Source organism: Mesorhizobium sp. WSM3862 (assembly GCF_002294985.1).
In the GTDB taxonomy this organism is placed as follows: domain Bacteria; phylum Pseudomonadota; class Alphaproteobacteria; order Rhizobiales; family Rhizobiaceae; genus Mesorhizobium.
Window position 1 is genome coordinate 149,519 of the sequence record NZ_NSGE01000001.1, and the last position, 22,470, is coordinate 171,988.

The 22,470-nt window shown below is 63.3% G+C and carries 23 protein-coding genes; 16 read left to right on the forward strand and 7 right to left on the reverse strand.

Going from position 1 to position 22,470, the window contains the following annotated elements:
- Positions 1 to 2 precede the first annotated feature (2 nt).
- Both CK224_RS00750 and CK224_RS00755 read right to left on the reverse strand, forming a co-directional pair.
- Positions 3 to 4,274: a cytochrome P450 gene (locus CK224_RS00750; protein WP_095780493.1), complete on the reverse strand. Its 4,272-nt coding sequence runs from the start codon at positions 4,272 to 4,274 to the stop codon at positions 3 to 5.
- A gap of 119 nt (positions 4,275 to 4,393) precedes the next feature.
- Entirely contained in the window at positions 4,394 to 6,178 is a 1,785-nt protein-coding gene (locus CK224_RS00755) for an adenylate/guanylate cyclase domain-containing protein (RefSeq protein ID WP_095780494.1), read from the reverse strand.
- A gap of 411 nt (positions 6,179 to 6,589) precedes the next feature.
- On the opposite strand from CK224_RS00755, the gene CK224_RS00760 reads away from it, so the two are divergent.
- Positions 6,590 to 6,847 (forward strand): PepSY domain-containing protein, encoded by a 258-nt coding sequence (locus tag CK224_RS00760; protein ID WP_095780495.1) that lies wholly within the window; start codon positions 6,590 to 6,592, stop codon positions 6,845 to 6,847.
- A gap of 114 nt (positions 6,848 to 6,961) precedes the next feature.
- Entirely contained in the window at positions 6,962 to 7,432 is a 471-nt protein-coding gene (locus CK224_RS00765; protein WP_095780496.1) for a hypothetical protein, read from the forward strand.
- Here CK224_RS00765 and CK224_RS00770 read toward each other — a convergent pair.
- Positions 7,424 to 9,298: a murein L,D-transpeptidase gene (locus CK224_RS00770; protein WP_095780497.1), complete on the reverse strand. Its 1,875-nt coding sequence runs from the start codon at positions 9,296 to 9,298 to the stop codon at positions 7,424 to 7,426. The two genes, CK224_RS00765 and CK224_RS00770, sit on opposite strands and share 9 nt — an antisense overlap.
- Positions 9,299 to 9,642: 344 nt before the next feature.
- On the opposite strand from CK224_RS00770, the gene CK224_RS00775 reads away from it, so the two are divergent.
- On the forward strand, positions 9,643 to 10,044 hold the full coding sequence (locus CK224_RS00775) for a rhodanese-like domain-containing protein (RefSeq protein ID WP_095780498.1): 402 nt from the start codon (positions 9,643 to 9,645) through the stop codon (positions 10,042 to 10,044).
- Between the two features lie 53 nt (positions 10,045 to 10,097).
- On the opposite strand, the gene CK224_RS00780 is transcribed toward CK224_RS00775, so the two are convergent.
- On the reverse strand, positions 10,098 to 11,006 hold the full coding sequence (locus CK224_RS00780; RefSeq protein WP_095780499.1) for an alpha/beta hydrolase: 909 nt from the start codon (positions 11,004 to 11,006) through the stop codon (positions 10,098 to 10,100).
- A gap of 47 nt (positions 11,007 to 11,053) precedes the next feature.
- Between CK224_RS00780 and CK224_RS00785 the strand changes: the two genes are divergently transcribed.
- Complete coding sequence (locus CK224_RS00785; protein WP_095777691.1) at positions 11,054 to 11,506, forward strand: MarR family transcriptional regulator; 453 nt, start codon at positions 11,054 to 11,056, stop codon at positions 11,504 to 11,506.
- A gap of 19 nt (positions 11,507 to 11,525) precedes the next feature.
- Here CK224_RS00785 and CK224_RS00790 read toward each other — a convergent pair whose 3' ends face one another.
- Together CK224_RS00790 and CK224_RS00795 are read right to left on the reverse strand one after the other, a co-directional pair.
- Positions 11,526 to 12,137 (reverse strand): pyridoxamine 5'-phosphate oxidase family protein, encoded by a 612-nt coding sequence (locus CK224_RS00790; protein ID WP_095780500.1) that lies wholly within the window; start codon positions 12,135 to 12,137, stop codon positions 11,526 to 11,528.
- Between the two features lie 83 nt (positions 12,138 to 12,220).
- Positions 12,221 to 12,574 (reverse strand): DUF971 domain-containing protein, encoded by a 354-nt coding sequence (locus CK224_RS00795; RefSeq protein ID WP_066989863.1) that lies wholly within the window; start codon positions 12,572 to 12,574, stop codon positions 12,221 to 12,223.
- Between the two features lie 193 nt (positions 12,575 to 12,767).
- Here CK224_RS00795 and moaA point away from each other — a divergent pair, with 193 nt between their 5' ends.
- The 12 genes from moaA to CK224_RS00855 all read left to right on the forward strand — a co-directional run bounded on the left by moaA (position 12,768) and on the right by CK224_RS00855 (position 21,863).
- Positions 12,768 to 13,763: a GTP 3',8-cyclase MoaA gene (moaA, locus tag CK224_RS00800; RefSeq protein WP_245425698.1), complete on the forward strand. Its 996-nt coding sequence runs from the start codon at positions 12,768 to 12,770 to the stop codon at positions 13,761 to 13,763.
- A 54-nt stretch (positions 13,764 to 13,817) separates the two neighbouring features.
- Positions 13,818 to 14,312 (forward strand): hypothetical protein, encoded by a 495-nt coding sequence (locus CK224_RS00805; RefSeq protein ID WP_095780502.1) that lies wholly within the window; start codon positions 13,818 to 13,820, stop codon positions 14,310 to 14,312.
- 113 nt (positions 14,313 to 14,425) lie between these two features.
- Complete coding sequence (locus CK224_RS00810; protein ID WP_095780503.1) at positions 14,426 to 14,782, forward strand: hypothetical protein; 357 nt, start codon at positions 14,426 to 14,428, stop codon at positions 14,780 to 14,782.
- Positions 14,783 to 14,903: 121 nt separating this feature from the next.
- Positions 14,904 to 15,824, forward strand: a complete 921-nt coding sequence (locus CK224_RS00815) for a DMT family transporter (protein ID WP_095780504.1) — start codon at positions 14,904 to 14,906, stop codon at positions 15,822 to 15,824.
- A gap of 5 nt (positions 15,825 to 15,829) precedes the next feature.
- Positions 15,830 to 16,462 carry a molybdenum cofactor guanylyltransferase MobA gene (gene mobA / locus CK224_RS00820; RefSeq protein WP_066992761.1) on the forward strand — a complete coding sequence of 211 codons (633 nt, stop codon included), beginning with the start codon at positions 15,830 to 15,832 and terminating at the stop codon, positions 16,460 to 16,462.
- A complete protein-coding gene (mobB, locus tag CK224_RS00825) occupies positions 16,459 to 16,974 on the forward strand; it encodes a molybdopterin-guanine dinucleotide biosynthesis protein B (protein WP_095780505.1) in 516 nt (171 codons plus the stop codon). Before mobA ends, mobB begins: the two co-directional genes overlap by 4 nt.
- A gap of 153 nt (positions 16,975 to 17,127) precedes the next feature.
- Positions 17,128 to 17,913: an ABC transporter substrate-binding protein gene (locus CK224_RS00830; RefSeq protein WP_095780506.1), complete on the forward strand. Its 786-nt coding sequence runs from the start codon at positions 17,128 to 17,130 to the stop codon at positions 17,911 to 17,913.
- A 79-nt stretch (positions 17,914 to 17,992) separates the two neighbouring features.
- Entirely contained in the window at positions 17,993 to 18,709 is a 717-nt protein-coding gene (locus CK224_RS00835) for an ABC transporter permease (protein ID WP_066992752.1), read from the forward strand.
- Positions 18,706 to 19,530, forward strand: a complete 825-nt coding sequence (locus CK224_RS00840) for an ABC transporter permease (RefSeq protein WP_066992749.1) — start codon at positions 18,706 to 18,708, stop codon at positions 19,528 to 19,530. Before CK224_RS00835 ends, CK224_RS00840 begins: the two co-directional genes overlap by 4 nt.
- 112 nt (positions 19,531 to 19,642) lie before the next feature.
- Positions 19,643 to 20,512: an NAD(P)-dependent oxidoreductase gene (locus CK224_RS00845; RefSeq protein ID WP_095780507.1), complete on the forward strand. Its 870-nt coding sequence runs from the start codon at positions 19,643 to 19,645 to the stop codon at positions 20,510 to 20,512.
- Positions 20,513 to 20,518: 6 nt separating this feature from the next.
- Positions 20,519 to 21,223: a DNA alkylation repair protein gene (locus CK224_RS00850; protein ID WP_095780508.1), complete on the forward strand. Its 705-nt coding sequence runs from the start codon at positions 20,519 to 20,521 to the stop codon at positions 21,221 to 21,223.
- Positions 21,224 to 21,290: 67 nt separating this feature from the next.
- Complete coding sequence (locus CK224_RS00855; RefSeq protein WP_066992741.1) at positions 21,291 to 21,863, forward strand: DUF3299 domain-containing protein; 573 nt, start codon at positions 21,291 to 21,293, stop codon at positions 21,861 to 21,863.
- Positions 21,864 to 21,905: 42 nt separating this feature from the next.
- On the opposite strand, the gene CK224_RS00860 is transcribed toward CK224_RS00855, so the two are convergent.
- Complete coding sequence (locus tag CK224_RS00860; RefSeq protein ID WP_066992738.1) at positions 21,906 to 22,397, reverse strand: Lrp/AsnC family transcriptional regulator; 492 nt, start codon at positions 22,395 to 22,397, stop codon at positions 21,906 to 21,908.
- Between the last annotated feature and the right edge of the window lie 73 nt (positions 22,398 to 22,470).

The window sequence follows — 22,470 nt, forward strand, 5'->3', positions numbered from 1 at the left end:
AATCAGAGCCGCGAAATCAGGTAGCGCAGCGCGGACCGGCTCGGCATGAAGAAGTAGCCGCCGCCTTTCGTGGTGACGAATTGCGGCATGTCCCTGAGCACCGTCACCTTTTCCCAGGACGGAATCGAGAATCGGCCGCCGCCGTCGCGCGCGCCGATCGTCGGATCCTTTTCGCCGACAAGGCCTTGGAACGAGCTCGACGAGACCCAGGTCTGCTGAATGAACTCGTATTGGCGTTCGATGTCGGCGTTGAGGCACATGAAGAGAAGCCCCTTCTCGACCTTCCCGCTGCGGTCCTTCTTCTCATAGGTGCGGCCGACGCGCAGGATGCGGTGGCGCTTGCCGATCCTGATCTGCGTCTCGCGATCCTCGCCAAGCGAGTCGCGCGGATTGGAACGGCGTATATGGGAGCCGATCGGACAGCGATGCCCCTGCGGGTCCTCGGCGCCGAGCGCGAAGTCGTTGTCGACGCCACGACCCGGACGGCCATCGGGGTTGCGCACCAGCGAACTGCCGTCCTGCCAGCGGCCGAGCATCTTGGCCGCGACCCAGCGCGGCGTGATCGCGTTGTCGCCGGTCTCGCGCGCAGCCCGCGCGGCGGCGTGCTTGCAGTAGTCATCGAACAACTCGACATGCTGCTCGAACTGGCGAACGACCAGGAACGAGCCGTTGCGGCCGAAATCGCGTGGCGGCGGAGGCTGACCGGGGATCTGCCGGTTGCGCCGCACTTGGGACAGGATGCCGGTCCGATCCTGCGCCGCCCGCACGGAGGGCGAGGCTGGATAGAACCCATGCTCGTCGCGATAGCCGAACAGGAACTCGCCCGGCGCGACCAGGTGCATCGGCGCGGCACCCTTGTCGGCGCGCGACGTACCCCTGACGATCGGCTGCGAGACGCCGTCGGCAAAGCCGAAATGCTCATAGGCGCGGGCGCGCTCCGGCTTGCCGTCGTTGCCGGCATGCGTTTTCCCACCGTCCTTCTTTGGCTCGCGGTTCACGACAAGCGGCAATTCAGCAGCGATCTTCATCCCCGCGCCTGTCGTCTTTCGCTTCGCGGCCGCAACCTCCCCCTTCAGTACCGCCGGCTCCGCGGCGTAGCAGATGACGACTGCGTCGACCGGCGCCTCGGCCGAACCCCACTGCCATTTGTCAGGCGCGTCCGGGCCGGTGTGGTCGAGGATGCGGCTGCGCTCTGGATTGCCCATGCCGTGCCGAAAGGCAGCTGGGAATGTGTCCAGCGGATCGTCGTCGACGCCGCCCTTCAGCCCAAGACGGCGCAAACCGTCGGGACCGAAGGCCACCGTCATGGCGCGTCCGGCCGGCACGCCGTCGCCGAAACTGGTCTTGTCGATGACGAAGTCCAGCCACGCTCTGCGTTGCATGGCCGGCAGTTCTTCCGGCACCCGGATCGCCAGCATATGCGCGTGGCCAAGCGCGCCGAACGGGCCGAAGAAAATGGATTGGATCTCGCCGGCTTCCAGTTCTTCCACGGGCGAAGGCGCCGGTTCACGGCCGACGGTTGCAGCCGGCCTTGCCTGCGGCCGCTGCAGCGAGCCGAACAGGCTCACCCAGTTGCGGGCCTCGCTGCCGGTGGCGGAAGCAATGCCGCGCCGGATCTTCGAGTTGATACGGATGCGCGCGGTGTTGAGATGCGGATAGGCAGAGTACCAGAACAGCGTCGGCACCTGCTGACGCCGCGCCCAGCGCTTGAAGCGGTCCCCGTCGCGCGCGCCGTCGAGGAAGAGCCAACGCGTGCGCGGGTAGCCTTCCGTGTTGCTCCATACGCCGGTCAGGCCCTCTGAGGCCTTGGCGATGAAGTCCTCGAGATAGCTTTCCCAGCTGCCGCCATAGTTGGAGAAGAACATCAGCTTGTCGGTGCCCGGCAGCAGCACCCAGCGGGCGAAGTGAATGGTGTTTATGGTGGCGAGGAACCCCGGCTTGAACACTTTCTGCGCCGATATCGAGATTAGGTAGAAGGAAAGCCTCAGCGCCAGTCGCCGCAAGGTGCCGGCCTTCATCGTCGATATCGCGGTGAGATGGTTTTGCGCGCAGTGGTCCTCATTGGCGAGGATTCTGTCCAGCGCGCCGAGATCGATCGGCGTGTTCTGCGGCCGGTCCTTGTCCTCGAGGCGCCGCAGGCTGAGGAAGCACAAGCCGATGAACAGCAGGGCTATCGCGAGCAGCCCCAGCACCGCCAGCAGAAGCGCGGTGCCGGCAATTGCGACGTTGGTGAAGGTGACACCGTGCGGATTGCCGAACACGAGCACATAGGTCATGCGCCAGCACGCAAGGATGACGATCGCGACGGTGGCGAGCACAGCCGGCGCAAGCAGCGTCGTCGTCAGGGCCCGCCACCAGCGGCACGGAGGCCGCTCCAGCAGGCTCTCAGCCGGCTCAAAGGCCCAGCCGAACTGTCCTAGCGACTGGGCATGCCGGCGCGCCTCGGTGAGCACAGCAAGGGCGTTGCCAGTACCCGCGCGCGGCTTTTCGACGATCTCGCGCACGCTGTCGGCGAGCTCTGCCTCGGCCAGGATGCGGCGCACCGAATGGCCAGGCGTTCCGGAAAAAACCAGCCCTGCCGTGCTGCCGAAGGACGGCGAGATCTCGATGTGATGCTTCTTCAGGAAGTCCTGCAGCGAAGCGTCGTCGGGCAGACCGCATACGGCCCTGAAGATCGGCCGCAGCCGGTGGCCTATGGCCTGCGTGATGGCACCGATGACATCGTCGGTGCTGCCGTCGCCGGAGATTTCGAGTACGAGCGCGCCGGTTTCGAGGTCCGATTTCTCGTCCCTGCCGGTGGCGGCGACAGCCAGGCTGGCGAAGTGGACCGTGCCGACATTGTCGAGCGCATCGCCCACCTCGTCGATCGCCGGGTTGCCAAGTGCGCCGACCTTGTCGCGCACGGCATCCAGCGGCACCGCACGCCTGATCGGGCAAACCACGGTGACCATCGACTGGTCGACCGTGCGGCAAAGCGGCGAGCGCTCGAAATCGACCTTGAGGCTGGCCGGATAGGCGCCGACATTGACCATCTTGCCGGCTCTGCCGCGCGCGCGGCGGAGCTTGGGCTTGCTGAACAGGGCGCGAACGCATTCGCCGATCTGAATGCGGGCGATCTCGGCCCCGATGCACAGATGAATGCCGTGGCCGAACACCATGTAATCGCGATAAGGCCGCGAGGTGTCGAATTCGTTTGGCCTTTGCACGATTTCCGGATCGAACATGGCGGAAAGCGTCGCCGGCATGACGACCGTTCCGGCCTTCACAAGGCGCTCTCGCCGCGTGCCTTGGCCGATGACCGCGTCACGGGCGGTGTAGCGCCACGGGCCGACCCAGATCGGCTTGAAGCGCATGGCTTCCAGGATTGCCCTATCGAGTTTGCCGGTATCGCCCGCTGCAATGGCTGCGTCGACAGCCTGCCTTGCGTCTGACCGCGACAGGATGACGTCCAGGCAGTTGCCGCCGGCAAGCACATTGGTCGGAACGAAGCCGGCAATCATGCCGAGCATGATCGAATGGATGTCGGGCTGCGATAGGCGCCCTTGATCCATGAGCGCGACAAGGCGCGCCAGCGGCCGTTCGTCCTTCCCTCCTCTGTCCCTGACCGCGGCAATCGAGCGGTCGATGACCTTGATCAGACGATCGCCGCCGACGATCGCGAGCTGACGTGTCGTTGGGCTCGCTGTCGGATCGGAAAAGAACAGCGCGCTGAGCGCGATCGACCAGTCGGCGAATTCGGTTTCATCGTCGATCTCGAGGCCGAAATAGTCGCGACAGATGCGTACCGGAACGATCTTCATCAGCCCGCCGACGGCGTCGAAGTCGGGGCTGGCCCGGGTCATGATGTCGCGCGAATGACGCTCGGCGATCGGCCTGACGGCGGCTTCGACTTCCGCCGGCGGAAAGGCGCTCAGCACGGCCGATTTCATTTGCCGGTAGGCGGCCCCGTCCTGCATGCCGAGGATGAAGTTCGATCCCCTGGCCAGTTCTGCCATTTCCGGCCCGTACGGTGTCTCGAACTCGTCGCCGCGCTCCAAAATGTCGCGCACATCGACGCCTTTGGTGACAAGCAGGAAATTGCCGAAGGCCAGGTTCGGCCAGAAGCGGCGCAGCAGCGCCAGCAGCCAGCGCGGGTCGTTGAAAAGGAAGCCGGCGATACGGGACGCAAGCCCCTTGGCGCGGAGCCGGTCGATATCGAAGGGCGGCATTTCGGCGACAGGGCGCTGGCTCTTCTGGGCAGCGCGGACAGCAGCGAAATACTTCAACTTGATCATGCGCGTTCGAGCCCCCCGGCTGTCCACGTCACTGCGATGCCGGCTATTGTCTGGCCTAGGTTTGGTTCGGTCCGGCGTATGTGATTTTTTTCACAATCATCGGTGTTCGGTTCCAGCAATCATGCGATGGACTTGGTCTGGCCGAAATTGGCGATCAGGAAGTTGTTCTTCGCAGGATCGACGAACGGTATCCAGCGAATCCGCTGCTCGGAAAAATCGGGATGCCTGGTTGCCAGAATGGCGCGTTCGCGTTCGGCCTCCTCAAGACGGCCGCTCCGCATCAAGGCGCCGATTTTGAGGAACCTGGCGTAGAAATAGCCCGGCGAAAGGTTGAGCGAGCGATCGGCAACCGCAATTGCCGCCGGCCAGTCCTCGACCAAACAGTATGCGGCAGCCAGCTCGCCCAGATTGTGAAAGCGGTAGAGGTCGAACGGGCTCAGCCGCTCGGTATCCAGGAAGAACGGGATCGCGCCGGCGGCATCGCCAAGCAGCAGCCGCGCGCTGCCCATTGCCGAGCGGGCGAAGGCAAAGCTCGGATTGATGTGGATCGCCTCGGCCAGATGCTCCGCCGCCGATGCCGGCTGGCCGCGCATGATGTCGGCCGCCCCGAGATAGGCGTGCGGCCGCGCGTCGAGGCTGTCCATCAACAGCGACTTGCGCGCAAATTCTTCGACCTTGGCCAGGTCGTCGCTGTCGCCGAAGCGCAGCCATGCCCGCCAGAAATACCACCATGCCAGCTCGTTCAGCACGGCGCTGGAATTCGGATCTTCCTGGTAAGCCTTCTCGAAGAATTCGAGCGCGATCTCGGTGTCTTTGCGCGTGCGCCTGTTCATGTGCCAGCGGCCCCGCCGCACCAGCTGCCAGGTCTCGAGGCTTTCCCACGGCACCTGGAAGGTGCGCACCTGCTCGGCTCGGTCGACCTCCTTGTCGAGGATCGAAACGATCTCGCTGCCGATCTGGTCGCGCAGGCTGAAGATGTCGATGAGGTCACGGTCGAAGCGCTGCGACCAGACCAGGCGCCCGTTCGACGTGTCGGTCAGCGAGGCGTTGAGGCGTATCTGCCCGCTGTGGCGCGCCAGCGTGCCGCCGACGATGTAGCGCGCGCCAAGCGCATTGCCGATGAGTCTGGTTCCGAGCTGGTCGTCGCGAAACTGGAAGCTGGAGCCCTTCGCGATCACCGAGAGCCAGCGGGTGTTGGACAGGCCGTAGATGATGTCTTCCGCAATGCCGTCGGCCATGTAGCCGACGTCAGGCTCGCCTCCGTTGCTGCCGTGAAACGGCAGCACCGCGATTGCCGGCGGGCCCTTCGATGCGAGTCTGTCATGGACGGGAGCGGTAGGGATGGCGGCCAGGGGCGCAGCCATCGCCGCGCCGTTGCCGCCGCGTCCGGCGATCAGCACACGTACAGGCAGGGCGATGTTCTTGAGCATGAACTCGCCAAGATCGGTGAAAACCGCCGCCGTCTTGTCCTTTACGTGGTGCCAGGTCGTCTCTGAGATAGCTAGACCGTCATGCGGAGCGAATTCCTGGAGGCGCGCGGCAATGTTGACGTCGTCGCCATAGAGGCGGCCCTCGCGGACGATGACGTCTCCGGTGTTGATCCCGGCCCGGAACGGCATGCGCATCTCATCCGCGGCCGAGGCATTGAGCGCCATGATCCGGTCCTGGAAATCGAACGCCGCGCGCAAGGCTTCGATTGGATTGCCGAATTCGGCCATGATGCTGTCGCCGGCAACGCCAAACGTGCGGCCGCCAAAGGCGCCGCAGCTGTCGGTGATGATATCGCGCCTTTCCTCGAAGGCCGCGACGGCGCGCTCGTCGTCGATGCCCATCAGCCGCGAAAAACCAACGGCGTCGATAGAAATGATTGTCGCAAGCTGACGGGTATAGTTCCGTTCAGCCATGGTTGAGCCCCCGGTCCCTGTTTTCGGTCCAGAACAGGCGACTTCCGCTCCCAAAAACACTTCGCCGTTTGCCGATGGAAGATCCCCGGCAGGCTCGGCGCGCCGTTGCCACCCTGTTGGTCCGGGACTCTAACAGGGTCTGGCCAAAAGCTCTACCACGAACAGCTAATGGAAGGCGGTTTCGGCGCAAGGCATGGTTAGTCGTTCGTTATCTGAAGTCCGATGTTGCAGAAACCTCCTTACTTACTGGATTCACGCCGTTTTACTTATTTAAGCTTTCGCGAATAGAGGTCGCGCCGGCCGTGACGAACCAACTGTGGAGCAAGGCGTTGCACGCCGGTGGCGGAACCAACAGGCCAGGATTCGAGTTGTCAGCGCGTTCATGCCACCACGAGAGATTGAGGGGCAGTCATGCGCGCTGTTCTTTTGGCAAGCGGTATCGCGTTTTTCCTTGTCGGCGGGTCGGCTTTCGCGGCCGAAGCGCAAGCGCTGCCGCCGCAAAATGCCAAGAAGCTCTCGGAAATCCTGACCAAGGTCGAGAAGCGGAGCGACTTCCAATATATCAAGGAGGTCGGCTGGAGCAGCGACGGCTATACCGTCACCTATTACACGACCGACAAGGCCAAGGTCGAAATCACCTACGATCCGGTCACCGGCGAACCGAAGTAACGCCTGATACGGCCGCCCGCAGCTGGGCCGGCGCCTCCCTATCCGAGACTTGCGTCGATGCACGTTTGATGGCTGACTGCGCGCCATGATTGCGGGCACGGGGGTGCATTGGCAATGGTTGGCTACGTTCTAAAGCGCATCCTGATGGTGCTCGCCGGCTATCTGATCGCGGTGCTCGTCGGATTGGTCGCGTTGGTCGCGATCTATGCAGCGCTGAGCTCGCTGCCCAACGCCCCAAGCTATTTCGAGCTGATGCAGTTCACGCCCGTCGCCGTGCTGGTCGTGCCGCCGCTTGGCATGTTCGTCTATTTCCTGACGATCGTGGCGACCGGCATGCCGACTCTGATCTTTGCGCTTATTGCCGAGGTCTTCTCGTTGCGGAGCTTCTGGCTGCATATGCTGTTCGGCGGCGTGGTTGCGGCTGCCGGTTTCATGCTGCTCTCGCCGGACGCGCCGCACGATCCGGAACGCTGGGCCGACCTTGGCATCATCGTCGCGGCCGGGCTGGTGGCCGGTTTCGTTTATTGGCTCATTGCCGGACGCGACGCCGGTTTCAGGCGCCCGCTCATCGAGCGCTTAGGTTGACGGTGCGCGCACCGCTTCGGTCGCATCCAGCGCCTGCATCAGCTTCGAATCGCGATCGTAGACGTCGTCGAAATATTCGACCTTGCCGGACATGTCCGGCCAAGCAGTGAAATAGGCGACATAGACCGGGATGACGCGCGTGACATTCTCGGTCGAATGACCGTGCTTCAGCTTCTCGGCGATGTCGTCGACCGAGGTGCCGAGCACAGCGGCCGCCATGCCGCGCGGATCCTGCAGGCGTATGCAGCCATGGCTCAGCGCGCGCATATCGCGCCCGAAGAACGACTTCTGCGGCGTGTCGTGCATGTAGATGGCGTGCTTGTTGGGGAAGAGGATCTTCAACTCGCCAAGCGCATTGGCCTCGCTCGGCTGCTGGCGCACGCTGAACGGGATTTTGGCACCGTAGGCGCCCCAGTCCACCGCCGCGGAGGGAACTCGCCTGCCGCTGGAATCCGTCACCTCATAGCCGGCGCGGTCCAGATAGCCCGGATCGCTGCGCAGCCTCGGCAGCATCTCGTTGACGATGATCGACTGCGGCACGCCCCAATAGGGGTGGAAGTCGACCTGCTTGATCTGGTTGTAGAAAAATGCGGTCTGGTTGGTGACCTTGCCGATGACCACGCGGGTCTTCAGCTTCTCCTCGCCATTGTCGATGTAGCTTGCGGTGAAGGCCGGCTGGTTGATGAAGACGCGCGGGCTGCCAAGATCGGAGGGGAGCCAGCGCAGCTCTTCAAGCGCCGCCATGACCTTCTCGACCTTGTCGGCCTTGGACGTTCCGGCGAGCGAGGCGACGGTGCGCGGGCCGATGACGCCGTCGCCCTTCATGCCGGCCCGCTTCTGCACCGCCTTGATCACCGGCACCAGGTCAGGATCGTAAAGGTCGCTTTTGCCGAGCCGGGCGAGGGTCTCGCCAAAGTCACCGCCCATCTCGTCATCGAGGTTGCGCGCGATCAAAGTCAAAAGCTTGGGCAGTTCCGGGCTGCTTTCACCGGGCTTCAGGAGCAGCTTCGGATCGACGACGATCTCGTTCTCCTCGCTTGCCTGGAGCGACTCCAACTCGACGCGCAGCGCCTGATATTCAGGGTTCTGCGGGTGCCGCGATTCGAGATAGGTGCGCACCTCTTGCGTGTGCGCCAGCGTCTTCAGTACGCCTTCGAGATCGAGCGGCTTGGCCGGAAAATCGTAATAGCCGGTCATGCGGTTCGGATCGACTCGGCCGCTCTGGGCGTCATGGGCGTAGCGCAGCACGCGCGCCGATAGCGCCATCTCGAAGCGGACCAGTTCCTTGGCCCGCGCTTCGGGCAAGGCGGCATTCGTGGCCGCCGCAGGAACATCGACGGAATAATCGGCAGGCGTCAGGCCGTAGCTCGCGGCTTCGCCAAGCACCCGCACGGCATCCTGCGCCCTGCTGTTGGGTGCATCCCCTGTCACCCAGATGAAATCCGGATTGGCCGAATAGTAGGCGATGAGCGCCTTGGCGATATCGGGCTCGGCAAAGAGTTCATAGTCGCTCAGGCCTGCCATCGCGTCGCGGAACGCGCTTCCGGTCACGGAGGGCACAAAGGCGGCGTCTTGCGCGGTCGCGGGCGGCGGAGCGGGCAGCAGCGACTTGAAGTCGACGCGCACAAGCTTGTCGGCCCTGTAGGTATTGTAGGTTGGGCTGCTGATCCTGACGCTACCGCCTGTGCCAGGCTGCACCTTGCGCGGCTTCGGCGGCGGCGGAAATTCTCCTTGGGAATTGTGCCGGATGCCGCCGCCGAACAGCATGTCGAACAGCCCCTGCGCGCTCGCCGGCTGCTGGCCGAAGGCAAGTGCCGTCGCGATCGCGATCGGCATGACGGCCATTTTGTTCCCGAGGATTTTCATGCTTCACCCGCACCGGTTGAAACCGGTTTCCCGTTCCACGCCGCTAGACGGTCCCGCCCTCCGCATGGCGGATGTAATGCGCGACTGTACCGATTCATACTGATTCCGTTAAGCTTCCATAAATTTTCGCGACCGTGTTGCAGAACAGTTTCACATCCGCGTGAGACACAATGCGGCAGGGCGGCTCCCGGTTTCAGAGGCCTCGGTAACAATCAGGCGTTGGCGCCATGCGGCCTGGGCCACCATGACCGGCCTTCCCGCCTGACAAACATCGGCCCGTGACAAACAGCGGTCTTTGTGATCGAAATTCCGGCGGGCGCGAGCCATGGCCTGGAGGATGCGCAGTGAAGAAGGGATATCGCGAACTTCTTGACGAGGCGAATGCCGAGATCGAGGTGGTTTCGCCTGAGGAAGCGGCCGGGCTGCTGGAGGATGACGGCACCATCTTCGTCGATCTGCGCGACCCCCGCGAGGTCGAGCGCGACGGCAAAATTCCCGGCGCCAAGCATGTAACGCGCGGTATGCTCGAATTCTGGATCGACCCCGAAAGCCCTTACCACAAGCCGTTCTTCGCCTCCGGCAAGACCTTCGTCTTCTTCTGCGCCGGCGGCTGGCGTTCGGCGCTGGCGACCAAGACGGCGCAGGACATGGGTCTCGCGCCGGTCAAACACATCCTTGGCGGCTACACAGCCTGGAAGGCTGCCGGCCTGCCTGTCGAGCCAGGGCAGAAGAAGAAGACCGACTGAGCCATTCGCAACTACGGACGGAAGACGGCAGCAGGCCCCTCCCGCATTAATTTTCAATGCAGCGCCGGTTGCCGTTCCTCGGCGACGAAGCCCACGGCGCGCGCGACCACGTCCTTGTCGGCAAGGATGCGGCGGTGGCCAAGCCCTTCGGCCCAATGCAAGCTCACATGATCGCCGGCTTCCGCATACCGTTTTGCGTGATCGGCATGGACTTCGCGGTCGTCAGGCGCGTGAATGATCAGCGTCGGCACCGGCGCGTCGGCGAGCTGGCGGTCGCCCGTGAAATCGCTGAGCGGCCGTCCCGACAAATGCTTCACCCGATCCGCCATGGCGACCCGAGAGCGCGGCCCGACATTGAGCCGGTGGCTGAAATCGTCGAAGATCGCCGGCAGCGAGCTCGGCGCCGCAATCAGAACCAGTTTCTCGGCCGCAAGCGGCGGCATGCCTTTCACCGAAGCGGCAACCGCATTGGCCGCGACAGCGCCTCCGAAGGAATGGCCGACGGCGGCGGCAAACGGGCCGAACCATTCGCCAGCAACTCGCACCGCGTCGACCGCGGTCACCATGTTGAGATGTCGCCCGAGCGAATGGCCGTGGCCCGGCAGGTCAAGCGAGACCACCTTGTAGCCGGCGTCGCGAAACCCATCGATCAGAGTTCGCATATATTCGGTGCGCGAGCGCCAGCCATGGATGACGAGCACGGTGCCGCGAGAGCCCCTGCCCGGCCCCGGCCGGAACTCATGCACAGCAACGCAATCCGCCTTCGTCTGCAGCCGGTGATGGCGCGCCTCGGCCATGAAACCCGCAGCGCGCTCGACCGCGCGGCGCTCGCCCTCGTTCAAAGCCTTGACGTTTGCCGTGCGGCAGAACAATTCGAACGCGGCGCGGCCACTGAGACGCGGCGCGACATGCTCGGCCGCGCCGAAGACGCCTCGGATGACCTTCAATCCAAATGATGCCATAGTGTCGGTCCAACCATTCGTTCAAGCATGAACATAATAGTTCAAACATGAACATTAAGCAAGAGCTGCCCTGGGACAATCCGCGCTTTCGCAACTGGGTTGCGGTGGCGCGCGCCTGCCATGTGCTGGAGCGCACGCTGGCGGTGAAGCTGGCGCCGCTCGACCTCAAACCGGCGCAGCTCGACGTGCTGATGAACCTCTACCGTCATCCCGGGATGTCGCAGCACGACCTTGCCCGCAAGCTCTTGGTCGGCCGCTCAAACATCACGATGCTGTTGCCGCAACTGGAAGCCCGCGGCCTGTTGCGGCGCGAAGGCGACGAAAAGGATAAGCGCGTGCTGCGGTTGAACCTCACCGAAGCCGGCGAGGCCCTGCTGATGCGGGCGCTGAAAGTACATATGGCGCTCATCGAGAAGGCGATGAGCCAGTCGACAGCGGAGCAGTGCGACATGATCGGCGAGCAGATGCGCAAGATCGCCGATGTCCTGAAGGAGGCCTGACCGGGCGCTCTCGAGGCCGCTACCACATGGTCTGCTTTGCCCGCTCCGGCCATTCCTTGTCATATGCGGCGCCATTGATATTTCTGCGGCTGGTGATCTCGAGGATCTGGCCGGGCGTCGGCAGCGACTTCGGGTCGACATGCTTTGCCGGGTTCCAGAGCTCCGAGCGCACGATGGCGCGTGCGCACTGGAAATAGACCGCGTCGACGGCGACAACGGTGACCGACCGTGCCGGCTTGCCATCGACCATGAAGGACGCGCAAAGGTCGGCATCGGCTGTGATATGGGCTCGGCCGTTGACGCGCAGCGTCGTGCCGGAGCCCGGCACAAGGAAGAGCAGCCCGACGCGCGGATCGCGAATGATGTTCTTCAGCGAATCGGCGCGGTTGTTGCCGCGCCTGTCGGGCATCATCAGCGTTTTTTCGTTCAGGAGGCGCACGAAGCCGGCGAGATCGCCGCGCGGCGAACAGTCCAGCCCCTCCGGCCCGCAGGTCGCCAGCGCCACGAAAGGCGAGGCTTCGATGAAGGCGGCATATTCGGGAATCACATGGTCGAGTTCCTTGGCGACCGAGGCCTCGCCAGGCAGGCCGTAGAGGGCTTCGAGCTGTTCGACCGATGTGATGAGCGACATCTTTTCGCCTCCTGACCTTTTGCCGGCGCTACTCTATGTCCATGACGCTTTGACGACACCCAGTCGAACGTCTTGGCGCCAGGCTAGCGGTCGCGGCTGAGCCCCTTCTCGGCCAGCTCGGCAAGGTAGGCGTTCCAGCGCTCGTCCTTTTCATGCCCGAGCGTGTGAAGATAGTTCCAGGTGAAGATGCCGGTGTCGTGGAAATCGTCGAAGGTGATGCGCACCGCGTAATTGCCGACCGGCTCGATCTTAAGAATCGCGACATTGCGCTTGCCGGGCACAGTCACGCGCTGATCCGGCGAATGGCCCTGCACCTCGGCAGAAGGCGAGGCCACGCGCAAGAACTCCGCCGGCAGTTCGAACGGCTGATGCCCGGCAAAGGTCACGGTGAGCAGCTTGCGGTCCTTCGAGACCCTGAGTTCCTTCGGCGCCGTCATGTTTCTTCCTATATGCGTTGCGCCCTTCCCTACGCCGGTTCGCGCAGTGCGAAAAGGTGATAGAAGCCAGCCGACAGAGAATGTCGGTCGGGGAATGTTACCAAAGATCGAGAGCTTCTATCTTGAATGCGCGGTTGGATCGTATCACATAGCCGTATATAACGACGCTGCTCAGGCCACGGAAGCGCTTGCAATGGACATGATCGACCCCTTCGGTCGCAGGATCAGCTATCTGCGCGTGTCGGTTACCGACCGCTGCGATTTCCGCTGCACCTATTGCATGGCCGAGGACATGACCTTCCTGCCCAAGAAGGATCTGCTCTCGCTCGAGGAGCTCGACCGGCTCTGCAGCGTCTTCATCGAAAAGGGCGTCAGGAAGCTGAGGCTGACTGGCGGCGAGCCACTGGTGCGCAAGAACATCATGCATCTGGTTCGCGAGCTGTCGCGGCATCTTGAGAGCGGCGCGCTGGAAGAGCTGACGCTCACCACCAACGGCTCGCAGCTGTCGCGCTTTGCCGCCGAGCTCGCCGACTGCGGCGTGAAGCGCATCAATGTCTCGCTCGACACGCTCGATGCCGACAAATTCCGCCAGATCACCCGCTGGGGCAATCTCGGCAAGGTCATGGAAGGCATCGACGCCGCGCAAGCGGCGGGCCTGAAGGTCAAGCTCAATGCCGTGGCGCTGCGCGACTTCAACGACGCTGAAATACCGGAGATGCTGCGCTGGGCGCATGGTCGCGGCATGGATCTGACGGTCATCGAGACCATGCCGATGGGCGAGATCGACGCCGACCGCACCGACCAGTATCTGCCGCTGTCGTTGCTGCGCGCCTCGCTTGAGCGCCAGTTCACGCTGACCGACATTCCTTATAAGACCGGCGGCCCTGCCCGCTATGTCCAGGTCGCCGAGACCGGCGGTCGGCTCGGTTTCATCACCCCGATGACGCATAATTTCTGCGAAAGCTGCAACCGCGTCCGGCTGACTTGCACCGGCACGCTCTATATGTGCCTCGGCCAGGAGGACGCCGCCGACCTGAGAGCGCCGCTGCGCGCCTCCGAAGGCAATGAGCTGGTCGGCGAGGCCATAGACGAGGCGATCGGGCGCAAGCCGAAGGGCCATGATTTCGTCATCGACCGCCGCACCAGCCGACCCTCGGTATCGCGCCATATGAGCGTCACCGGCGGCTGATTTTTTCTCCCATTTGGTGCAGGATCACCCTCGGTCACGGACCTTGGGGGCATCATGAAGTGTGTTCATCTCGTCCAGGGCGCGCCTTTGGTGGTCGCCTTCTCGTTGCTGACGATTGCGACGACAGCGGCAATCGCAAAGCCGTTCACCTACGTCAATGCGCGCTTCGGCACGTCCTGCACCTTTCCCGACGAGATTTTCAGCGACCGCTTGCCCGAGCCAGAAAACGGCGATGGGCAGCAATGGAGCGCGCCCGACGGCGCCAGCCTGACCTGCTCGGGCATTTATAACATCGACAACGACACTCCGAAGGGCTTGGTCGCCGACGAAAAGGCAAACACCGGGCCGGGCTACAAGATCACTTACAGCAAGTCCGGGAAGAATTGGGCGGTGGTTTCTGGCATCAAGGGCGACAAGGTCTTCTACGAACGGCGCCTGTTCGGAAAGGATGGTGTCATCCGCACCGTCTGGATCGAGTATCCTTCCTCGCTTAAGGCGAAATACGATCCGCTGACCGGGGCGATCGCCGCCAGCCTGCGCGGCCCTTGAGCTGCGCTCGGCGCACTGGAAATAAACCATCCGCGCCGACTTCCACCCGATTTACCGCCGACTTGTTCCGGCCTAGCCTCATGAAGCGATTTTCGCATTCAGGGGGAATTCTCATGCGCAAATTCTTGGCTTCGCTTGCAATGCTCGGGATTGCCTTGGTGCCTGCGGCCGCTCAGTCGATCGGTGGCACCTACACTGTCGCCGGCACCAATTTCGACGGATCGAAATATGGCGGCGAGGCAACCATCACGCTGACCAGCGACACAACCTGCACGATCCATTGGGAAACCGGCGGCTCGTCCTCCGACGGCATTTGCATGCGCAACGATGATGCCTTTTCCGCCGGCTATGTGATGGGCAAGGAAATCGGCCTCGTCGTCTACAAGGTGGAGAAGGACGGCTCGTTGCACAGGCTGTGGACCATCGCCGGCCAGAACGGCAACGGCACCGAGACGCTGACGCCGAAATAACCGCTCCGGGATTGCAGCCGATATTGAGGGCCGCAGGAACCTCCGTGGCCCATTTCTTTGACGTTGCTGTCTTGCCGCTGGCTGTTAGACGCTTGCGAGAGAACATAACCCGGAAGCGCCCTTGCCTCTTTCGCCAAATCTTCGCGGCGCACTGTTCATGGTCGTGGCCATGATCGGCTTCACCTTGAACGACGCGATCACCAAATTCTCATCCGAATCGATGAACATGGCGCAGGTAATGCTGGTGCGTGGCGCCTTCGCCTCGCTCTTCGTCGGTCTGCTCGCCTGGCGGCGCGGCGCGCTTGCTGATCCGCGCGCCATGCTGCAGCCGATGGTCGCGTTGCGCGTCGCCGGCGAAGCCGGCGCGACCGTGTCGTTCCTGATCGCCCTTGCCCATTTGCCGATCGCCAACGTCTCCGCCGTTCTGCAGGCGCTGCCGCTGGCCGTGACGATGGGCGCCGCACTGTTCTTCGGCGAGGGCGTCGGCTGGCGCCGCTGGCTCGCCATTGCCGTCGGCTTTGCCGGCGTGCTGATCATCGTGCGGCCGGGCTTCGAGGGTTTCAGCGCCTATTCGTTGCTGGCGCTGGCGAGCGTCGGCTGCTGCGCGGTGCGCGATCTCGCCACCAAGCGCATCCCGCAAGCGATCCCGACCATGCTGGTATCGACCGCGACTGCGCTGGCCATGACGATCCTGGGTGCGCTGCTGCTCCCGCCGATGGGCGGCTGGACGCCCATGACCGCCAAGGCGACGGCGCTGCTGGCGCTGGCCGCCGTGCTCGTGCTCATCGGCTATCAGTTCATCATCATGGCGATGCGCTCGGGCGACATCTCCTTCATCGCGCCCTTCCGCTACACGGCGCTGCTGTGGTCGATAGTGCTCGGCCTCGTCATCTTCGGCGATATCCCCGACCTGCCGATGATCGTCGGCGCCGCGATCATCATCGGCTCCGGCCTCTACGCGCTCTACCGCGAGCGTGTCGTCGGCAGGCGCCAGCCTGCCGCCGAAAGCGCTGGACCCGACATGGCGCCGGACGGCATATAGTCCCGATGGACCGAAGCGTTGCAGGCATCATCCTGGCGGGAGGCCAGTCGCGCCGGATGGGCGGCGGCGACAAGACGCTGCTTTCGCTGGGCAAGGTCAGGCTGATCGAGCATGTCGCCGCGCGTCTCACACTGCAGGTCGCCACGCTGGCGCTCAACGCCAACGGCGATCCGGCACGGTTTGCTGGCACCAACCTTCCGGTGCTTGCCGATACGATAGAGGGCCATGCCGGCCCGCTCGCCGGCATCCTCACCGGCCTTGAATGGGCGGCAGCGGACACGGGCTACCGGTCGCTGGTCAGTGCGGCCGGCGACACGCCGTTCTTCCCTGGCGATCTCGTCGAGCGATTGGCCGTTGCCGCTCGGGCACGGCCGGGCGCGATTGCGGTCGCCAGTTCCGACGGCAGGTGGCACCCGACCTTCGCGCTCTGGCCGCTCGGCCTGCGCGATGCCCTGCGCCATTTCCTGGTTGAGGAGGACAATCGCCGGGTCTCGGCCTTCGTGGAGCGGCATGGTTTTGTCGAGGTGGAGTTTCCGATGCTCGAAGCCGGAGGCGAGCGGATCGACCCGTTCTTCAATATCAACACGCCCGACGATCTTGCGGAGGCCGAGCGTCTGTTGCAAAGCCTTGAGCCATGAGACGCGTGTTCGGCATCACCGGCTGGAAGAACTCCGGCAAGACGACCCTGACCGAGAAGCTGGTCGCCGAACTGGTTCGGCGCGGCTGGACGGTCTCCACGGTCAAGCATGCCCATCATGACTTCGACATCGATAAGCCCGGCACAGACAGTTTCCGCCACCGCCAGGCCGGCGCGATGGAGGTCGCGATCGTCTCCGGCCGGCGCTGGGCATTGATGCACGAACTGCGCAACGAGGACGAGCCGACGCTGGACGACATCCTGGCGCGGCTAGCGCCCTCGGACATCGTGCTGGTCGAAGGCTACAAGCGCGAAGCACACCAAAAGATCGAAGCGAGACGGCTGGAGGCCAAGGACCGGACGCCGCTTTCGATCAACGACCCGAACATCGTGGCTGTCGCCGCCGACTTTCCGGTCGAAGGCGAAAAGCTGCCCGTCTTCAACCTCGACGATACGAAATCGATAGCCGATTTTATCGAGCGCGCGACCGGTCTCGTCAGTCCAGCCAAGTAACGCAGCGGCACACGGCGATTGCCGTTTGCTGTTGTTTTTGCAGTTGCTTTTTTCTTGCAAAGAGTGGGAGTATCCCGCGCAGCGGGCGGTCAAAAAGGCTCCGCCCACAAGAGCCGCACGGGACAGCGGCCATGACAATATGAGAGGATTATCATGCGTATTGCACTGCGTATCGCGCTTGCCGCTTCGGCCGCGCTGCTGACACTTGGCGTTGCCCAGGCTCAGGAAAAGACCCTGAGGATCGGCACCGAAGGCGCGTACCCGCCCTTCAACAACCTGACCTCGGACGGCCAGTTGGTCGGCTTCGACATCGATATCGCCAAGGCCCTCTGCGACGAAATGAAGGTGAAGTGCACCTTCGTCGCGCAGGATTGGGACGGCATCATCCCGGCGCTCCAGGCCGGCAAGTTCGACGCCATCGTCGCTTCCATGTCGATCACGCCAGAGCGCCAGGAAAAGGTCGACTTCACCCACAAATATTACAACACTCCGTCGGCGATCGCCGTGCCGAAGGATTCGCCGCTCAAGGGCGTCACCAAGGAAGACCTCGCCGGCAAGACGATCGGCGTCGCCACCACGACGACCCACTTCAACTATGCCTCGAAGACCTACACCGACAGCACGATCAAGGGCTATCCGAGCAGCCCCGAGGAACAGGCCGACCTCGCCAATGGCCGTCTCGACGCCATCGAGGACGACATCGTCGTGCTGCAGCAGTGGCTGGATTCGCCCGACGGCGCCTGCTGCAAGATCCTCGGCCAGCCCTCGCCGCAGCCGGTCGAGATCTTCGGACCGGGCGCCGGCATTGCCGTGCGCAAGGGCGAAACCGACCTGGTCAACCAGCTGAATTCCGCGATCGACGCTATCCGCAAGAACGGAAAGTACAAGGAAATCAACGACAAGTACTTCAAGTTCGACGTCTACGGCGCCGAGTCCTGATCATTTGCGCCCAGGGCGGTGAGGATCACCTCGCCGCCCTGCCTCCATTCCGGGATCGCCACGGAGACACGCCCCGCCAATGCCAGCCCAAAGCATTTGGACACTTCTCAGTTGGGGACCGGATGGCTGGAGTGACGACATTGCGTCTGGTGTGCTGGTCACGGTTGCGCTGGCGCTTGCGACATTGCCGATAGGCCTGGCGATCGGGTTCTTCGTCGCCTTCGCCAAGCAGCATGAAGAGCCCGCGCTCCGGCTCGCGGCCAACATCTACACCACTGTTTTTCGCGGCCTGCCCGAGCTGGTGACGCTGTTCCTGTTCTTCTTCGGCATGCCGCTGCTGCTGCAATATGTCGTCCGCCTGTTCGAGCCCGAGGCGACAATCGACGTGAACAGCTTCATTGCCGGCATGATCGTGCTGGCGCTGATCTTCTCCTCCTACGCCAGCGAAGTCTTTCTCTCCGCCTTTCGCGCCATTCCCAAGGGCCAGTATGAGGGCGGCTACGCCATTGGCCTTTCGAAATGGCAGACGATGCGCCTGGTGATCCTGCCGCAACTGCTGCGCATCGCCTTCCCCGGTCTGGAGAATTGCTGGCTCAGCCTGCTCAAGGACACCTCGCTGGTGTCGGTCGTCAATTTAGCGGAAACCCTGCGCAATGCCGGTGTCGCGGCGCGCGTCACCAAGCATTCCTTCCTCTTCTACAGTGTCGCGGCGCTGGTCTTCCTTGTGCTGGCCATCCTGTCCTCGGTCGCCACCGGCTATATCCAGCGCTCGCTCGGGCGGAGGGAGGCACGATGAGCGTCAGCCAGGCTATTGCGGTTGACAGGCCACCGCCCCGGGCTCGCGGCTGGCCGCGCGTGCGCATCATAGGCTACGCGCTGGTCGGCCTCTGGAGCCTTTTCGGCATCGGCATCGTGGCCTATCTGGTCCACGCCTGGAACGCCGATTTCTTCGCCAGATACGCGCCGGCCTATCTGCAGGGGCTCGCAACCACCCTGTCGCTGGTCTCCGTTTCGATGGTGGCGGGCGCTATTCTCTCGTTGCCGGTTGCCTACGGCCGGATGTCCAAGAACCGGATCCTTTCCGGATTGGCTTATTGCTACGTCTACTTCTTCCGCGGCACCCCGCTGCTCGTGCAGACCTATCTGGTCTATTACGGCATCGGCTCGTTCCGCCCCGAGCTGCAAACCGTCGGACTATGGTGGTTCTTCCGCGAGGCGTTCTACTGCGGCGTCTTTGCCTTTTCGCTTAACACCGCCGCCTACCAGGCCGAGATCCTGCGCGGCGCCATCGAAAGCGTTCCGCGGGGCCAGTGGGAGGGCGCGGCCTCGCTCGGTCTGCACAAGCTGCAGACGCTGCGCAAGGTGATCATGCCGCAGGCGATCATCGTGGCGCTGCGGCCTTACGGCAACGAGCTCATCCTGATGATCAAGGCTTCCGCGATTGTCGCCATCATCACCGTCTACGACCTGATGGGCAACGCGAAGCTCGCCTACGCAAAATCCTTCGACATCCAGGCCTATATCTGGGTGGCGATCGTCTACCTGGTGCTGGTCGAGATCCTGCGTCACGGCGTCGAATGGATCGAACGCCGGATCACCATTCACCTCAAACGATAGAGCGTCGTCAGCGGACGGGCCTGCACCAGTCGATGCGGCTTTGCGCGCCTTGACGAATTTTTCGCATAGCCTAGACCTTCCGCCACTGAAATCTCTTGTTGGAAGGCAGGTTATGGCATCGGTTGCATTTCTCGGTCTTGGCGTCATGGGCTATCCGATGGCCGGGCACCTCAGGAACAAGGGCCACCACGACATCACTGTCTATAACCGCACGACCGCCAAGGCAGAGCAATGGGTCGCCCAGCATGGCGGCAGCCTGGCGCTGACACCGGCCGAGGCGGCCGAAGGCAAGGATTTCGTCTTCTCCTGCGTCGGCAATGACGACGACCTGCGCTCGGTGACGACAGGCGCCAGCGGCGCCTTTGCCGCCATGAAGACGGGCTCCGTCTTCATCGACAACACAACAGCCTCGGCCGAAGTCGCGCGCGAACTGGCCGAAGCCGCCGACAAGGCCGGCTTTTCCTTCCTTGATGCGCCGGTCTCGGGCGGCCAGGCGGGCGCCGAGAATGGCGTGCTGACGGTCATGGTCGGCGGCGAGCAGGCCGCCTTCGACAAGGCCAGGCCGGTCATCGATGCCTATGCCCGCATGGTCGGGCTGATGGGACCCGCGGGCGCCGGGCAGCTCACCAAGATGATCAACCAGATTGCCATTGCCGGCCTCGTCCAAGGGCTGGCCGAAGGCATCCATTTCGGCAAGAAGGCCGGGCTCGACATTGAGAAGGTCATCGAGGTGATCTCCAAGGGCGCTGCCGGCTCCTGGCAGATGGAGAATCGCCACAAGACGATGAACGCCGGAAAATATGATTTCGGCTTCGCCGTCGACTGGATGCGCAAGGATCTCGGCATCTGCCTCGCCGAGGCCAACCGCAACGGCGCCAAGCTGCCGGTGACCGCGCTGGTCGACCAGTTCTACAAGGACGTGCAGGATATGGGCGGCAGGCGCTGGGACACATCCTCGCTGCTCGCCCGCCTGGAAAAATAGACGGCGATGGTCCTGCCCGATCCGAGCTGGAGCGCCGACGAGATCGTCGCCCATCTGCGTTCGATCGGCAGCGAGAAAAACCGCGCCGGCATGGCGCGATTCGGCATCAACACGAGAACCGCGCTCGGCGTCGGCAATTCCGATCTGCGGCCGCTGGCGCGCAAGCTGAAGAAGAACCAGGAACGGTCGCTGCTCTTGTGGGACACCGACATTCGCGAAGCGCGATTGATGGCCGCTTTCACCGGCGAGCCGAAGAAGCTCGACATCGGTCAATGCCGGCGCTGGGCCGCCGATTTCGACAGTTGGGAGATTGTCGATACCGTTGCCGACCTGTTCGCCGAAACACCGTTCTGGCGTGAGCTGGTCGAGGAATTCGCCAAGGACGAGCGCGAGTTTGTCCGCCGCACCGCCTTTGCCATGCTGGCCTGGGCGGCGGTGCATCTGAAGAAGGAGCCGGACGCGAGCTTCCTCGCTGCTCTGCCGCTGATCGAGACGCATGCGGGCGATCCGCGCAACTTCGTCCGTAAGGCGGTGAACTGGGCGCTGCGGCAGATCGGCAAGCGGTCGGTGGCGCTGCACGCCCCTGCCCTTGCGCTGGCCGAGAAACTGGCGGCGTCGTCCGACAAGACGGCACGCTGGATCGGCAAGGACGCGGTGAAGGAACTTTCGGATGTCAAACAGCTCGAACGGCTCGCGACCACACGACCTTGATCTCAGCGAAGTAAGCTCACGACGCTTTTACTCGCTTCGGAAATGGGACTGGCGGAGGATCACGACCATGAGCAGGCGTTTCAGATCAAGCGCGACGCTGGCGATCGTGCTTATGCTCGCCACCGCGAGAGCCGACGCCGCGGCCGACGTCGCGCATATCTTCTGGAAAGACTTGCGCCCGGCGACGCAGGCGGTCGCCGAGGACGCCAACCTGCCGATGATCGCGGCAAAACTGCCCGATCACGGTGAGACACTGTCGCTCAATCTGCAGGACAAGACCGTTCAATTGTCCGGCTACGCCTTGCCGGTCGATCGCGAGGGCGACCTCGTCTACCAGTTCCTGCTGGTGCCTTGGACCGGCGCCTGCAGCCACATGCCGACGCCGCCGCCGAACCAGATCGTGCTGGTAACGCCGGCGCATCCTTACAGGATGGCGGAGGCATACCAGCCGGTCTCCGTCACCGGCGTGCTGAAGCCCGGCATGGAGAAGAGCCAACTCTTCATCCTGGACGGCGTCTTGATCGTGCAGTCCGGCTATACCGTGCGCAAGGCCGAGGTGGCTGATGTCGACAGCGTGCCGGACGCCGTCACGCTCCCGGTCAACTCGCCGTGGAATTTCCTCAACAAAAAGAAGAACTAGGTCTCGCAACTTCGCGCATAGCGGGAAGCGCGAGCGCCGTGCTCAGGCCGCGTTGGCCCCCGACTCCTTGTCCAGGATCATGTAGTCGAGCGGGATCTCGGTCGTGTACTTGATCTGCTCCATGGCAAAGGAGGACGACACGTCGCGGATCTCGATCTTGGCGATCAGCCGCTTGTAGAAGGCGTCGTAGGCGGCAATGTCGGGCACCACGACGCGCAAGAGATAGTCGACGTCGCCGCTCATGCGGTAGAACTCGACCACCTCCGGAAATTCCTGGATGACCTCGGAGAAGCGCCGCAGCCATTCATGGCTGTGCGAATTGGTGCGGATCGAAACGAAGACGGTGACGCGCACATTGACCTTCTCATGGTCGAGAATGGCCACGCGCCGCTTGATGACGCCCTCTTCCTCGAGCTTCTGGATGCGCCGCCAGCACGGCGTGGTCGACAGGCCGACTTTCTTGGCGACATCGGCGACCGCAAGCGTCGCGTCCTCCTGCAGGAGGCGAAGAATTTTTCTGTCTAGGCGGTCCATGGGAAGGCTCCAGCGGAATAGTTTGGCTATAGTCCTTTTTATCAGGCCCTTTCACAAGAAAGAAATTCTGCCA